Here is a 14,230-nt window from a genome sequence, read left to right on the forward strand (position 1 = left end):
AAACTTCCTTACTCAATAATAAATAAAACTTGATCATACTCAATTGGATCGCCATTGTTTGCACAAATTTCTGTAATTTTACCGGCTCTGTCAGCTTCAATTTCATTAAACATTTTCATTGCTTCAACGATACATAAGGTATCACCGGCTTTTACTGTCTGGCCGACAGTAACAAAGGGTAGCGCATCAGGCGAAGGGGACGTATACATGGTACCGACCATAGGTGAGCGAATTTGATGGCCTTGGACAGTTTTTTCTGCTGATTTTACTTCTGGTGTTGCTAAGGGCTCGGTTACTGGCGCGGTATTTGTGTGTAAATGGGATTGTTGGGGTGGTAAAGGATTATAGCGAGGTTGCATTACTTCAGCAGGCGGATAACTATAACGGCTTAGGCGAACTGACTCTTCGCCTTCTTTAATTTCTATTTCCGAAATACCTGTTTCTTCCAACAATTCAATAAGTTTTTTGATTTTGCGGATATCCATTGATAATAGCTCTCTCTTAATTAGAACCTGTTTTCATAGTTTACTTGGGTGGTCGAAAAGAATTGATTTTCTTTGGTCTGTTGCTCGTATACTTTTATGTATGTTCTGCCATAGCCTTTAAAAATTAATCTTTTTTGTTTCACTTTAGTACCTCTGAAGATAGGTTCTTAGACTCTTCTAAAATGGCTTGTAGGGCTAATAAATAGCCTCTAATACCAAATCCTGTTATTACACCTTGAGCAATGTCAGACAAATAAGAGTGATGTCTGAAAGGCTCACGAGCATAAATATTAGAAATATGCACTTCAAAGAAAGGTATTGCTACTGCGCTTAATGCATCGCGAAGTGCGATACTAGTATGAGTAAAAGCAGCTGGATTAATAATAATATGATTAATACCAGCATCAGCAGCTTGATGAATGGCATCAATTAAAGCTGCTTCACTGTTACTTTGAAAACAACTTAAATCCCAACCCTTGTCTGCTGCTTGTTTACGCAAATGATTATTAATATCTGCTAAACTCGTTGAGCCATATACCGAAGGCTCACGGGTACCTAAGCGATTTAAATTAGGTCCATGTAAAACTAAAATTTTCTTCATTTTGGGTGAACTAAAACAACGTTTTTGCGATTCTGCCTGAAGTTTTAGTTAATGTCTAGAAATTCGATGATCTCGGCATGATCTCAGCATAATACTAGCCATATTACCGAAAGATTGGACTTCTTTTCAAACTACTATTGAGCGCCAATCTCAGTTGAAAAATGTGCTTTAAAATGCTCATGATTGCTTTATAGTACCTAATAGAGTCATCTTAAAAGTTTTTAGAGAAGTTGGGCCTAGCCCAACTTACATTAAGGTTTCCAATCGCCAGAAGGAGGTGCGGTTGGTTCAAGTGGAACAAGAAGCCATAAAATGATGTAAAGTAAGAAGGCAGAGCCCCCAACAAGAAAAAAAAGGACAAATAAAAGCCTAATCCAAAGTGGGTCCATATTAAAATAAGCGGCTAACCCGCCACAAACACCAGCTATTTTTTTCTCAGTACGTGAGCGATATAACTTTTTATAGGGTTTATGTAATTCTGCCATTTGTTTTCCATTCAAATCTATATAATTATTATTTTAACACTTTTTTAAAAATTTAGGCTAATTATTCAATCTTTGTTTTAGCATCTGGTTGATTAACCATTTTTAATAAACGTTCTTTAACGCCTTCCCAGGACTTTTTGGTTGGAGGTAATTCTACTAAAATTGTAGAAGCTTCTGACTCATCAGCGCAACGTAGTTGATAATAAAGCTCATAGGCAACTTGTTTAGCATTTAGGGGAAATTGATAGTGAAAAGCGTTATTGATGTTTAAATGGTCATTAAAAGAAAAAATATAAGCCTGCGGATATAAGTTTAGTAGTTGCTTAAGCTCATCGTTCGTTGCAAAGCAATAAAGTGGCTTTTCTGGTTGATAATGGGTTAATAGACGGCCAGAAACACGAATCTTACTGTCATTTTTCAATGCATCAATGGCTATGGTTGTTTCAATAATTTGTTCATCAATGATGCCATGGCGCAATATTTGATAGTGGTCTGGATCTGTTGCTGCCACAATGGTTGATTCAATACCTACCTCACAACGTCCTCCATCCAGTATTAATAAGGGTTGATTACCAAAACTATGTTGAACATGGCAAGCTGTAGTAGGGCTTATTTTACCGAAAGGGTTAGCCGACGGTGCAACAAGCGGAAACTTAACTGCTGCAAGTAATGCTTGAGCCATAGGATGCTTAGGACAACGTATAGCAACTGTAGACTGCCCACCGGTAACTAAAGGATTTACCGAGCCAGGTTTACAATTAAATACTATTGTTAAAGGGCCAGGCCAGAAGGCATCAATTAATTTTTGCGCATAAGAAGGGATATTACCTACCCATCTAGTTAAGTCACAATTCGCTGCAACATGCATAATTAAAGGGTGATTTAGAGGTCGATTTTTAAGAGTAAAAATCTTTAAAATAGCCTCTTTATCTTCAGCATTACCAGCCAAACCATAAACAGTTTCAGTAGGTATGGCAACAAGATTACCAGCCTTTAATTCAATAATAGCTTCATCAATATTGGTAGTAATAGTACTCATAATGTAATTAATTTAGTTATTTGTCTTGATGGCTTTAAGTCAGGAATATATTGAAAGCTTTTTAAGCTACCTTTATAACCTTAAATTCTGTTACTTAAAACTTGTCTATTTATTGCTTCAAAAATAATTTAGTAAAATTCTTTTTTCCGCAAAAATTACTATTGTACTAAAAAGAATCACCAAGAGTCTAAGTTTTCTTAGTAAATTTATTTTCTTCTAAAGAAGTCTAATTTAAAATTTTAAAAATTTATGGTAGTTTGATCGTTACCTGTTAGAATTACGTCCTTGAATTCGAGAGTAAGGCCAACCTCTTAGTCTTAAATTCTATGATGCAATTAAAATAGGCATTCAATAATTGCTTTTGTTACCATGTTGTTCATAGCTGGATGTTATGAATCAGCCACTTTAATAACAAAGTAATCTTATTTGGTTGTACTTATTATTTAGAACCTATCTTGAGGGTCGCTAGAGTGAGACGAAAATCAATCTCTTTTGGCCACCCTAGTAGCCTATTAAGGTAGGTTCTGAGAATGCTTTAAGGCATAGTACAGCTTACAAGGAACTTTCTATTTAAAGGGAAGATTGGTTGTGCGCACATGGACAATATTAACGACGTGAGCATTCTAAATGGATTTGCTTCATGTGTATTAAGTTAAGGAGTTAAGATTAATGCACTCTAATTTTTATTTATCACCGCTAGCTGCGTGTTTAGCGCTAACAGTGGTTTCCTCTGTACAAGCAGCAGAACCTGTAGTTTTAAATAAATCATCTCTACCAGCAGTTAAGAAGCAGTTTACTCTTAATATGTCAGCGAAGGGATTAATGGCTACTAATACGCTGGATTTTATTAAGCAACACACTGATAAGAATAAGATTAATCATATTCGTATGCAGCAAAAATATGAAGGATTAGTAGTCGTAGGTGGCTATGCTATCATTCATACATCACAAGTAGCCCCAACGCTATTAGCAAATGATAGAAGTCCTGATATCAAAATGAACGGGGTAGTTTATGAAGGTTTACAAAAAGAACTAGGTAAGCCTGCGCCAACATTTTTTAAAAATGCTCAAGCAGCACTACAACAATTTAAAGCTCAATTTGCTGGTCACTTAGTAAGTGAAGAATCAGTAAGTCCAATCGTTTATATAGATAATAATTCAAAAGCGCATTGGGCTTATAAAGTCAGCGTATTTGTAACGTATCAAGACAAAATTCCTGAAAGGCCAACTGCAATAATTGATGCAACAACCTATCAACCCTTTGTACAATGGAATAATGTAAAAACCGAACGTTCGCAAGTAAAAGCTAAAGGTTATGGTGGCAATACAAAGGTAGGCCGTTTTTCCTACGGTGGTGAGTTACCTCTACTTGACATAACTCGCGATGATGATACGGCAAAATGCTATATGGAAAATGATGGCGTACGAGTCGTTGACATGGCACATCGTTATTCCTCAAAAAACCTGCCTATGGTGTTTGATTGTAAAACAACAATTGAAAAAGACACTTATTGGTCTGGTTATAATGCAGATGGCTATGATAAAGAAAATGGTGCTTATTCACCTACTAATGATGCCCATTATGCAGGCTATGTGATTAACCATATGTATAAAGATTGGTATGGTATTAATGTCCTTACTAAATCTGATGGTTCGCCTATGCAATTAGTAATGCGCGTTCATTATGGTGATGGTTATGAAAATGCTTATTGGGATGGCCGACAAATGACTTTCGGTGATGGCGAACACATGATGTATCCTCTCGTGTCACTTGGAGTTGGTGCTCATGAAATTAGTCATGGTTTTACCGAACAACATTCTGATTTAGAGTATTATGGTCAATCGGGTGGTATGAATGAGTCATTCTCAGATATGGCGGCTCAAGCTGCAGAATTTTACTCTGTAGGTAAAGCAAGCTGGATGATTGGTGCTGAAATTATGAAAGAAAGCAGTGGCTATGAAGCCTTACGCTATATGGATTTACCAAGCCGTGATGGAAGCTCAATTGATACAGCTGATGATTATTATGGTGGGTTAGATGTTCACTATTCTAGTGGCGTATATAACCATTTATATTACTTAATTGCTAATCTTCCAGGCTATGACGCCCGTAAAGCATTTGATGTTATGGTTAAAGCGAATATGGATTATTGGACACCTTATTCAACCTTTGTTGAAGGTGGTTGCGGTATACTAAGTGCTGCAAAAGATTTAGGCTTTAAACTTGATGGCATTAAGCAATCGCTAAAAACAGTAGCTATTGACTATAGTTCTTGTAAATAATCATTAAATATAATTTATAAATTCAACCAAGTGTTGCTATCGGCACTTGGTTTTTTATATTTAGATATTAGCAGATTGTTTTAAACACCAGTCAATTTAAGCAATTAAAAATTTTTATATCTGGCCTCTAAATCTATACTTAATAATAAGCACCTTTGAAATTTATCATTGAATTATTAATTATTTTTCACCTAGATAAATTAAGCTTTGTACAGGCCAAGTAAAAAAGATCTTTAACCTCTGCCGAGGTCCCATGAATTATTTGTGGGAGCCAGTTTTCCAGTTACAGGGTTAGATTCTATAAACAAGCTACGGGACGTAAGCTTGATAAAAAAGGTTTTTAACCGGTATTTGATTTTGTCTTTGGCAAAGTAGCTTAACTTAATTTAGGCTTTTCTAATTTAGTGGAGGGATAGCACTTATGAGTAAAGCATTTACCAAAGAAAATGACGATGATAGCGATTTAGAATTACCAGAAATTATGATTGATAATAATAGAAATTATGTGACACCTTATGGATTTGGGCAGCTCCAAAAAGAATTACAAGAATTATTATATGTTGAGCGGCCAAAAATTGTAGAGGTAGTGCGGTGGGCTGCAGGGAATGGCGATCGCTCAGAAAATGGTGATTACATCTATGGAAAAAAACGATTAAGAGAAATTGATCGCCGAGTACGCTATCTAAATAAACGCATTGAAACGGCTTATGTGGTTGAGCCAGCCTTACAAAAAGACCTTAAAAGAGTATTTTTTGGTGCTACGGTCACCTATTTACAAAACGATGAAGAAAAAACTGTAAAATTAGTCGGTATTGATGAGGCAGATATTGAGCAAGGTAAAATAAGTTGGAATTCACCAGTTGCCAAGGCTTTGTTTAAAGCGGAGGTAGATGACATTGTTAAGGTTAAAACTCCTAACGGCCTAGAGCAATTAGAAATTGTAAAAATAGAATACTAATAGAAAACTCTAAGTTTATTAACAAATTACAATATTAGACAATGGTTAGATAAAGCTTGATTATAGGTCTTTTTCTGCGGTAAAAAAAACAATAATTTTATATAAAATGTACTAATTGTATTATAATTAAAAATATTGGTTGCTGATCTTGTTTTATTATGTCAGTTCATCAGGCGCTATTAGATTTATATCATGCTCTAAATTACCCGAAAATACCCGGATTGTGTCATGGTTTTTCGCGGCGCTGGTTAGAGGCATCCTTGCTAAGCCCCGAAGAACAATTACGGTTAGAAAAGCGTATAGACCTTATCACTACGGCATCAACCAGTGATTTAGTGAAAGCAATTGAGCAAGCTAAAGCAAAAAAGGGTAAAAATAAAACGGAGTTTGATGAGGAGCTGCTTGATATTCTTAGTTTTTATGACAGCCTTATTTTGCTTCAGAGGCCCTACCCGTGGTCTTATTTAATCAACAAACCTTATATTGTACAATCTGATTTTGAGGGCCTATCTTCTGCAGCTTCTGCAATTAAAATATTGCAAGTGGGTGGTTTACAAGCACTTTATTCTGATGCGTTTGTTACAACAGAAGTTGAGACTAAAGAATATTTAGATAATTTAAGTAAGCAACTTGACATCGCTGCAGGTCTCTCGAAAGAGCCTATAGGAATCTTATTAGAAGGTGAAGGCCATACAGTAGCTTTACTTTATACACCTGGCCAAGGTTTTCAATATCGGGATATTAATCCAAGTTCAATCAATCATAATAAATCGCCTACCACAGAGCAAGTTGCAGCGGCTATCATGCAAAGCTGTAATCCTAAGAAAATTACGCCCTATATTACCTTTAATGTGCAAGTAGTATTACCTAGGCTCGCTCCCCAATATAAGGAAATACAATATCAGCTAGATAAATTTAAACAAACTCACAAAATAACCAAAGAGATAGCCTTTCGCAAAGCAAATGCAGCAAATTTAATACATTTCGCAGCTAAATATGGCCATGCAAAGATGCTTGAGGAATTAGCTCGATTTGGTATTAATGTAAATCAGACCAATATCAATGGCGACACGCCAGCCATGATTGCAGCTGAACATAATCAAACCGAGGCCTTAGAAGTATTGGCCAAAAATAACGCTGACTTAGAACAACGTTGTAATGGTAAAACGCCCGTTTGGTCCGTTGTAGAAAAAGGGTATGTTAAGGCGCTAGAAATATTAGCAAAGTATAAAGTTGACCTAAATCAGGCTTATAACGGAGAGCCTTTAGTTTGGATGGCGGCAAAAAAAGGTTATGCCGACATCTTAGAAATATTAATAAAGCATAAAGTTAACTTAAATCAAACCTATCAAGGTATACCACTAGCTTTAGGTGCTGTATTTAATGGTCATGCTGAGGTGGTAGAGGTATTAGCAAAATACAATAGCTTAGGCGGGCCTGCTGATGATGGAACAACTTTAGCAATAATAGCAGCAGAATATGGTCATGCTAATATCATGAAAGTATTAGTGAAGTATAACGTTAACCTAAATGAAGCTAGTAATAATAATACAACGCCAGTTCTAATTGCTGCATATAATGGCCATGCTAATGTTATGAAAGTATTAGCAGAGAATAAAACTAATTTAGATCAAGCAAATAGTGCTGGTGAAACGGCAGTTTTAATTGCCGCTCAAAAGGGACATGCTGCAGTTATAGACGTATTAGCTCAACATAAAGCAAACTTAAATAAAGCTGATAAAAGTGGCATAACGCCTGTCTGGATTGCAGCACAATATGGGCATACGGAGGTTATTAAAATATTAACTCACTATCTTGATAGAGCTGATTTAAACCAAAAAACTGATGGAGTAACTCCACTTTTTATCGCTGCTCAAAATAATCGTCGAGGAGTTGTTGAATCTTTATTGAAAGCTGGGGCTGACTACACCATTGCTCTTAAATGCACAGCTGGGCAACTAAGGTGGTTTGCAACATCTATTAATAATAATGAAGTAATAAGGCGTATGGCTGAGTTTCTTGGTAATGTGCCAGCAAATACCAATATTTCAGTCATGCCTCACGAAATGGCTAAAATTATGGGCCATGAGGAGGTTGCTAAAATTATAGAACAACATGCAGCTCTAGAGTCTAAAGTTAAACAAAATTTAAATAATGACCTTTTACTTTTTTCCAACAAAAGGAACAAGGATAATATTGAAACGGCCTCTATTCAAATAAGCCAGGACTCAGCGCCTGGTGCGTAATTGTTGTTTAAATAACAATAAATATAGAAATTAATTAAACAATTTGAATTATAATTAATCTAAATAAAGTAGTACCAACTTCAAGTTCATAATTATTCTATTTATTTAGTTTAAAATAAAGAATTATCTTAAATGAATACTAGTTAACATACTTAATTTATTTTTTAGCAAATAGTTAAGTAATTAATAATGGATTAACCTATAAAATTATGTAATCAACCGGGTACTGTTGACTTTTGGCTTTAAAAAATAGTTATTATGAATACATTTTCAATACAATTATTAAATCACCATGACAAATTTATCCATACGAGCGCTAAGAGAGGAAGATATTCCTAATATTGTTAATTATTGGTTTGAAAATAATGATGCTAATTTTATACGGATGGGAGCAGATAAAGCTAAGCTAAATTCACCAATAAAATTTGCTCATTCCTTACAAGCTATTTGTAGCGCTCCTTTAAAAGAGGTGGCGTCCTATTATTTAGTTTGGCTTATTAATGAGAAAGCAATCGGTTATAGCGCTTTAAAAGATATCTTACGAGATGAAATTGCGCATATGCACTTACATATGTGGGATGTTGAATCTAGAGGCAAGGGTTATGGAGCAAAATTATTTTGTATGGCTGCACTTGAATTTTATAAAATTTTTAATTTAAAAATGATTTTATGTGAACCTCGTTCATCTAATAAGTTGCCTAATAATATGCTGACTAAAATTGGTTTTAAAAAGTGGAAAACCTATCTTAGTACTTCTTCTGAATTAGCATTGACCTGTGAACTTAATAGTTATGTGATTGATCCTAAGCTTGCTGCTCACTTTCTAACTCAGTGATAGATATTTAGAGAGGGGTTATTATACTAGCTATAATTTAAAGCTGCTAAACTATACTTTTTTAATATAACTAGTTTAATTCTACTATAAAGTTAGTTTATGTGCCCCGTTATCTATCGTAATAACAGGGCAAAAGATTATTTTAATGATAGATTAATGGGATTTTTATAATAATTAATAATTTTACTAGCAAGCCAGCCGCCATCATCACTTGGGAAACTACTTACACTGGTAGTATTGCCGCCTCCCCATAAAATCGAGAATACATGACTGTTTGCTGCTTGTTGTAAATTGTTAGTTTGCCAATTATAGAGATTTGTGGTTCCTGAAGGGTCCATCTGTAAATAATTAATAATGCTACTGGTACCATAGATGCCAGTAGGCAATGTAGTATTTGCTATATAGTTGCGTAGATTAGTTAAGGGATTATAGCTGTCGCCAAAAAAGAAGTCAGGTTCTGTTGAGGCATGATTATTACGTGGGTCTACATCATTAGACTGCTGTTGTAAGTGGCCTCCAGGTATTTGCCACAACATAACAGGCATATTACCTAACGCTTCAGAGATATTTTTTACATAATTTAAAACATTAGTCCAATCTCTAGCATTAAATAGGTAGCCGATACCTGTAGCACTAGGAATAGCGTCCATCTCATATTTATCAAATACTATAAAATCAGGTGTATAAGGACTAGCATACGTCTTCGTTGCTTTAATTAAAGCAGCGGTGGGGTCACTAATTGTGGTTTTTAAAGTAGTCGCATCATAATTTTGATGTACCCAATTAGAGCTTCCAACTCCCCATAAATTAACTTGCCAACCAAAGGTAACATTAGGTGCAAATTGACGAATTAACCAATTAGTAGATTCTGCCCAGCCAGGAAAATCATTGGTAAACGAAGGTATAGTAATAGAACTGGGTACAGTTGGATTTGCGGTGCAATTATTAAAATACTGTATTTTATAAGTATCCCAAATACTCATTGCTGACCAATTATCGGTAGTTTTACTACGTATAGCTGCAAACAGTTGCTCGTAATTTAAACCACTGCCATAAGTAGTATCGATAGTAGAGGTGGCAAAACAAATGGCTGTAGCTAGCGCCTTTGCTAAAGGTACTTGACTAATTGCAGCATTAGCCTGACTCATTAAGTTTCCTTGCTGCATCATACCTAACAAATCTGGATTAAGAATAATAGAAGCAGGGTAAGGCATTTGTGGTGTCTTATAGGACTGTAATTTTTGGGATTCCATAATGAGATTAATATAATGCATAACTAAATTATCATATTCAAAATCCGTAAAGGTGGCGCCTCCACTCATCTGAGCTGTATAAATTACCATGGTGGGTATAACGCGATTTGCGATATTGTGTTGCTGATAGTAGGTAGTTAAAGCTTGAGCTTGTTCCACTGTTTGCAGATCAAAAATAGGATAGATAATTTGTCCTGGATCACCATTACCACCTAGCCCTGCATATTTAAAAATAGTATCTATAGGTCGAGATTCAAGGGATAACTTAGTAGCAGGCGAATCATCAGTAACTGCTCCCATAGCAAGGTATGCTGGCCAGCCTGGTACAGCTATTTTACCAGCTGAGAAAGTAATGGTTTCGCTGCTGTTAACTGAAGTAGTCAATGGTTGCGGGTTAAAATTGACTGAATAACCTGAAATTGAATTAGTAGAAACAGTATAAATTGCTCCGAGTGGCAGATTTAATACAGTAGAGCCTGAGCCATTAACTAAGGGGATAGTTTTCTTAACAGGATTAGAACCATCAGTAGGCGTTAAAGTTACAGTAATAGAAGTAACCGAGGCGGGTAGGCCATTAATTTTTAATGTCACTGGTGTTTGCGTAACAACTGTACAACTATAAGCTAATTGCACAGTTGGTGCAGAAGCAGCCGCCGTTGCTGAGGTAGGTGTAAAGCTTGGAATGCAGTTATACCCATTATAGCTAATTGCGGGGGTAGAAAAAGTATAACTAACACCACTTACTAATTGATTGACCGTAGTAGTAGCATTCCACTTAACTGCTGCAGTCGTTGAACTATGATTATCTGCTCGAGTAAGGGTTACGGTGGGTGTTGCAGTATAGCCTGATAATTGGCTAGGTAAGGCTTGGAGTTTAATATTAATCGCACCTGTATTGGCTTGAGCTGCATAACTAATACTTGAGAGAACGGTGCTATTAGCAGTCACCGTAACAGTGCTAGGACTCGCGCTACCTTGATAAACAACGCCATTACTATCCGTTACACTCAATGGCGAAATAACATAGGTGCCTGCGGCTATTCCTGATATTGTTTGTCGACCAGACCAAGGGACTTGCGCGCTACTTATAGGTTGACCATTTAAAGTAATATTAACTAAAGCATAAGGTTGACTAACATTAGCTGGTTTAAGAGAAGTATTAGTTAAAGTTATCGCTCCAGTAGCGGGACTAGTCTGTAAGTATACTTTTACAGAATTTGCGACATAATCAGCCGTGGGTGCACCATAGATAATGGTAATTGAGCTACCTTTAGGTAATATGCTATTACTGCCAGTAGAAGTTGGGAAGTGTAGATTAAGTGTGGCTAAAAAACTACCTCCTGCTTGTGTTTGCGACGTAATTTGTAAGGTATTGTCTGGATAGGATAGGGGAGAAAAATCACCCCAAAAAGGAGTATTTAGAGCAGAGGCATTGGTAAACGTAATAGCTGCGTTTTGAAAATCGACTGCTTGGCTACAATTATTAATTAGTTTTAATGAAATAGTTTTCCAAGAGCTATTCCCAGTTGAACTAAAATTTGCCGTAATACAGCTAGTAGGTTGAGCAATTTGATAAATCGTATTAGTTTTAAGACTGGATAAGGCAAAGGTATTTTGTATAGAAAATAGAAATGAAAAAATTAGTAAGATAAGTCGCTTCATTTGGCAGTCCTCTCATTTATGGCCACAGTGTTACTTATTAGTTAAATTGATAGCCAGTATGACAACTATTAGTATTTTTCGGCAATAAATTTAGCTAATCTATTCCGATATTTGATTAAACGGCAACTAGTTACCTCACTTAAGTTAACATCTGAGCTAAATTATCTCAATTTCTGCTGCGAAAATGATTAATAACATGTAGGTGTTTTATGAAAGGTTTATTAATGAAGCTTCTTATTCACTGACATCATCTACTAAGTATTTTTTACTGGGATTTGCGATTAAATTGTTAGATGGGTGCAATTATATACCGCTATTAAATAGAAATTAGTATAATGGCCATGTTATTAAATATGGCCATTTAACTTATAGTATAAAAACAATTTCTTTGATTAATGTCTGCAGATACAGCCACGAGTTCCGCGATGACAACGATGCCCATTCACATCACGGCACCATTTGCCAATTTTATTCTTTTGGCAGACACAGTTTTGTGTTCCAGAATTGCAAACCATTCCATTTACTCCCATACAAGGGCTTCCTGGCATACCGGCAAATGCTAAATTGGCCATTGTAAAGCATATAATACCTAATAAAGGTGATAAGAATTTTTTCATGACTCCCTCCTTGGTTTTATTCAGACACTCAAAATTAAATTGTAGTTAACTATCAACACAAATCAATTTGCTTTTTAAAATAATGTTGTAGTTATTGGCGGGTTATGCAAGAGGTCTAGTCATAAAAATAGCGCCTTGCATATATAAAAAGGTAATATGATCTTTATAAAGTTCACATACAACTTCGCCCCCACGTTGCGAGAGCTGCCATGCCATGAAACAACTGATTAGTAAATGCATCAACGTGATATATAGCAATTTTCATAATTAATCTTTAAAGGATTATTTGTTAGTAGTATTTGAATCATTTTAACTCTGTTAGTATAACTGGTTTCTCGTCTAGCCGTTAAATACACCCTGATAAAAATTAGCTAAATGCTTTGCAACCTCATCTGGTTTTTCCATATGCAAGTGATGTCCACCATCTACACTAAAGATTTGTAAATTTTTTACAGCCGCAATCCGATGTTTAATGTCATTTTCATTAAACAAAGAGCCTTGTTTTGCAAGAATAAGGCTTATTGGTGCCGTAATGCCTTGAAGACAGGAAAGAATTTGTGTTTCTGTTAAGCGTAAAGGGCTAGGGTATACTAGCCGCCTATCATGGTGCCAGTAAAACTGACCATTTACTTCACTTACTCCACGCTCACAAAGCAGTTTAACAAATTCAAAGGATAAAAAGCCTTGAGCGGCGCGAGCTTCTGCTGCTAAATCCAAAGAAGAATAATATTTAAGCTTTCGGGGTCCTTTTTCACTAATCTTATTAATGTAGTTACTTAGTTGCTCGCGGCAAGTCTCTTCACTACGCGAAAAAGGACCAAGCCCTTCAATCAGTGCTACCGAGGCAATATGTAATGGTGCAATACCTGCTAATAGGCTTGCCAAACAAGCGCCTAGCGAATGGCCAAGCAAATGAATTTTTTTAATATGTAATGCATCAATAATATTCATTAAAGTAAAAAGGCCATCAATAAAATGGTAATAACTTCCTTCACTTAAAGGGGAAGATAGCCCATGCCCTGGTAAATCAATAGCTATAACATAGAAATCGTGCTCTAGATAAGGCGCAAGAGGTAAAAAAGAATTAGCATTATCAAGCCAGCCATGTATTGCTAGAAGGGGAGGTAAAGTTCGCTTACCCCAGGTTTTAATAGCGATGGTAAAACCCGGAATAGTTAAATTAAATTCTTCCATTAGAATGAGAGAAAGTATAGGCAATGGATAATTTATTGTGAATTACATTGTACTTCTTGCCAAGGAAAAATTAGTTATAATTCGTCTTCTGTGAAAGAGGTCTATTTTATTAATTGCGATGCGCTAAGGTAGCGCATCAATTTAAATTAACGTTGCAAGTGTTAATTTTATTAAATCACTTGATTTTGGCGAGTGTGGCAAAGCTTTTTATTAACCGGAACCTCTAGTATCTTTTGGTCTTTAATCCAATAAACAAAATTGACATGAAAATCTTTATGAAATAAATCTTGTACTTGCTCATCTTCACAAGCATTTTCCTCAATAATATTTTTATTCTCTTCTTTTACTTCTAATGCATGCTGCACATCAATATCTTTAATTTGATAAGTAAACGTTACCGTATCATCTTTTAAGCGGATATCATTTAGCTGTGTTCTGCTATCAACCATAAGAGGTAAACCCTCATTTAATTTTATCTCATTAGAAGCTGCATAAATTAATCCACTACCTATTGTCGCACTAACTAGACAAATAATTTTTTTACACCAGGATCGCTGCATAGCTTTCTCCTT

The 14,230-nt window shown here is 35.6% G+C and carries 12 protein-coding genes; 4 read left to right on the forward strand and 8 right to left on the reverse strand.

Features of this window, described 5'->3' with window-relative positions; genetic code table 11:
- Positions 1 to 8: 8 nt before the first annotated feature.
- The 4 genes from accB to ACNVED_RS02605 form a co-directional block, all read right to left on the reverse strand.
- A complete protein-coding gene (accB, locus tag ACNVED_RS02590) occupies positions 9 to 485 on the reverse strand; it encodes an acetyl-CoA carboxylase biotin carboxyl carrier protein (RefSeq protein ID WP_419420202.1) in 477 nt (158 codons plus the stop codon).
- Positions 486 to 624: 139 nt separating this feature from the next.
- Complete coding sequence (gene aroQ, locus ACNVED_RS02595) at positions 625 to 1,086, reverse strand: type II 3-dehydroquinate dehydratase (RefSeq protein ID WP_419420203.1); 462 nt, start codon at positions 1,084 to 1,086, stop codon at positions 625 to 627.
- Positions 1,087 to 1,337: 251 nt separating this feature from the next.
- On the reverse strand, positions 1,338 to 1,571 hold the full coding sequence (locus ACNVED_RS02600; protein ID WP_419420204.1) for a PspC domain-containing protein: 234 nt from the start codon (positions 1,569 to 1,571) through the stop codon (positions 1,338 to 1,340).
- Positions 1,572 to 1,632: 61 nt separating this feature from the next.
- Positions 1,633 to 2,610: an L-threonylcarbamoyladenylate synthase gene (locus ACNVED_RS02605; protein WP_419420205.1), complete on the reverse strand. Its 978-nt coding sequence runs from the start codon at positions 2,608 to 2,610 to the stop codon at positions 1,633 to 1,635.
- A 669-nt stretch (positions 2,611 to 3,279) separates the two neighbouring features.
- Here ACNVED_RS02605 and proA point away from each other — a divergent pair.
- The 4 genes from proA (at position 3,280) to ACNVED_RS02625 (ending at position 8,932) form a co-directional block, all read left to right on the forward strand.
- Positions 3,280 to 4,893 carry a zinc metalloprotease ProA gene (proA, locus tag ACNVED_RS02610; protein ID WP_419420206.1) on the forward strand — a complete coding sequence of 538 codons (1,614 nt, stop codon included), beginning with the start codon at positions 3,280 to 3,282 and terminating at the stop codon, positions 4,891 to 4,893.
- Between the two features lie 421 nt (positions 4,894 to 5,314).
- Complete coding sequence (gene greB, locus ACNVED_RS02615) at positions 5,315 to 5,851, forward strand: transcription elongation factor GreB (protein ID WP_419420207.1); 537 nt, start codon at positions 5,315 to 5,317, stop codon at positions 5,849 to 5,851.
- A 158-nt stretch (positions 5,852 to 6,009) separates the two neighbouring features.
- Positions 6,010 to 8,097 carry an ankyrin repeat domain-containing protein gene (locus ACNVED_RS02620; RefSeq protein ID WP_419420208.1) on the forward strand — a complete coding sequence of 696 codons (2,088 nt, stop codon included), beginning with the start codon at positions 6,010 to 6,012 and terminating at the stop codon, positions 8,095 to 8,097.
- 292 nt (positions 8,098 to 8,389) lie between these two features.
- Positions 8,390 to 8,932, forward strand: coding sequence for a GNAT family N-acetyltransferase (locus ACNVED_RS02625; protein ID WP_419420209.1), 543 nt, complete (start codon positions 8,390 to 8,392; stop codon positions 8,930 to 8,932).
- Between the two features lie 137 nt (positions 8,933 to 9,069).
- On the opposite strand, the gene ACNVED_RS02630 is transcribed toward ACNVED_RS02625, so the two are convergent.
- From ACNVED_RS02630 to ACNVED_RS02645, 4 genes are all read right to left on the reverse strand, one after another.
- A complete protein-coding gene (locus ACNVED_RS02630; protein ID WP_419420210.1) occupies positions 9,070 to 11,847 on the reverse strand; it encodes a hypothetical protein in 2,778 nt (925 codons plus the stop codon).
- Positions 11,848 to 12,239: 392 nt separating this feature from the next.
- A complete protein-coding gene (locus ACNVED_RS02635; RefSeq protein ID WP_419420211.1) occupies positions 12,240 to 12,464 on the reverse strand; it encodes a hypothetical protein in 225 nt (74 codons plus the stop codon).
- 339 nt (positions 12,465 to 12,803) lie between these two features.
- Positions 12,804 to 13,658, reverse strand: a complete 855-nt coding sequence (locus ACNVED_RS02640; protein WP_419421135.1) for an alpha/beta fold hydrolase — start codon at positions 13,656 to 13,658, stop codon at positions 12,804 to 12,806.
- Between the two features lie 170 nt (positions 13,659 to 13,828).
- Positions 13,829 to 14,218 (reverse strand): hypothetical protein, encoded by a 390-nt coding sequence (locus ACNVED_RS02645; protein ID WP_419420212.1) that lies wholly within the window; start codon positions 14,216 to 14,218, stop codon positions 13,829 to 13,831.
- Positions 14,219 to 14,230 lie beyond the last annotated feature (12 nt).

Origin of the sequence: Legionella sp. D16C41 (assembly GCF_048541585.1) — a bacterium.
Lineage (GTDB): Bacteria > Pseudomonadota > Gammaproteobacteria > Legionellales > Legionellaceae > Legionella_C.

What these genes read in the sequence shown, in the direction of transcription:
- accB (WP_419420202.1), bottom strand. Translation starts at nt 485, where the DNA reads ATGGATATCCGCAAAATCAAAAAACTTATTGAATTGTTGGAAGAAACA.
- aroQ (WP_419420203.1), bottom strand. Translation starts at nt 1,086, where the DNA reads ATGAAGAAAATTTTAGTTTTACATGGACCTAATTTAAATCGCTTAGGT.
- ACNVED_RS02600 (WP_419420204.1), bottom strand. Translation starts at nt 1,571, where the DNA reads ATGGCAGAATTACATAAACCCTATAAAAAGTTATATCGCTCACGTACT.
- ACNVED_RS02605 (WP_419420205.1), bottom strand. Translation starts at nt 2,610, where the DNA reads ATGAGTACTATTACTACCAATATTGATGAAGCTATTATTGAATTAAAG.
- proA (WP_419420206.1), top strand. Translation starts at nt 3,280, where the DNA reads ATGCACTCTAATTTTTATTTATCACCGCTAGCTGCGTGTTTAGCGCTA.
- greB (WP_419420207.1), top strand. Translation starts at nt 5,315, where the DNA reads ATGAGTAAAGCATTTACCAAAGAAAATGACGATGATAGCGATTTAGAA.
- ACNVED_RS02620 (WP_419420208.1), top strand. Translation starts at nt 6,010, where the DNA reads ATGTCAGTTCATCAGGCGCTATTAGATTTATATCATGCTCTAAATTAC.
- ACNVED_RS02625 (WP_419420209.1), top strand. Translation starts at nt 8,390, where the DNA reads ATGACAAATTTATCCATACGAGCGCTAAGAGAGGAAGATATTCCTAAT.
- ACNVED_RS02630 (WP_419420210.1), bottom strand. Translation starts at nt 11,847, where the DNA reads ATGAAGCGACTTATCTTACTAATTTTTTCATTTCTATTTTCTATACAA.
- ACNVED_RS02635 (WP_419420211.1), bottom strand. Translation starts at nt 12,464, where the DNA reads ATGAAAAAATTCTTATCACCTTTATTAGGTATTATATGCTTTACAATG.
- ACNVED_RS02640 (WP_419421135.1), bottom strand. Translation starts at nt 13,658, where the DNA reads ATGGAAGAATTTAATTTAACTATTCCGGGTTTTACCATCGCTATTAAA.
- ACNVED_RS02645 (WP_419420212.1), bottom strand. Translation starts at nt 14,218, where the DNA reads ATGCAGCGATCCTGGTGTAAAAAAATTATTTGTCTAGTTAGTGCGACA.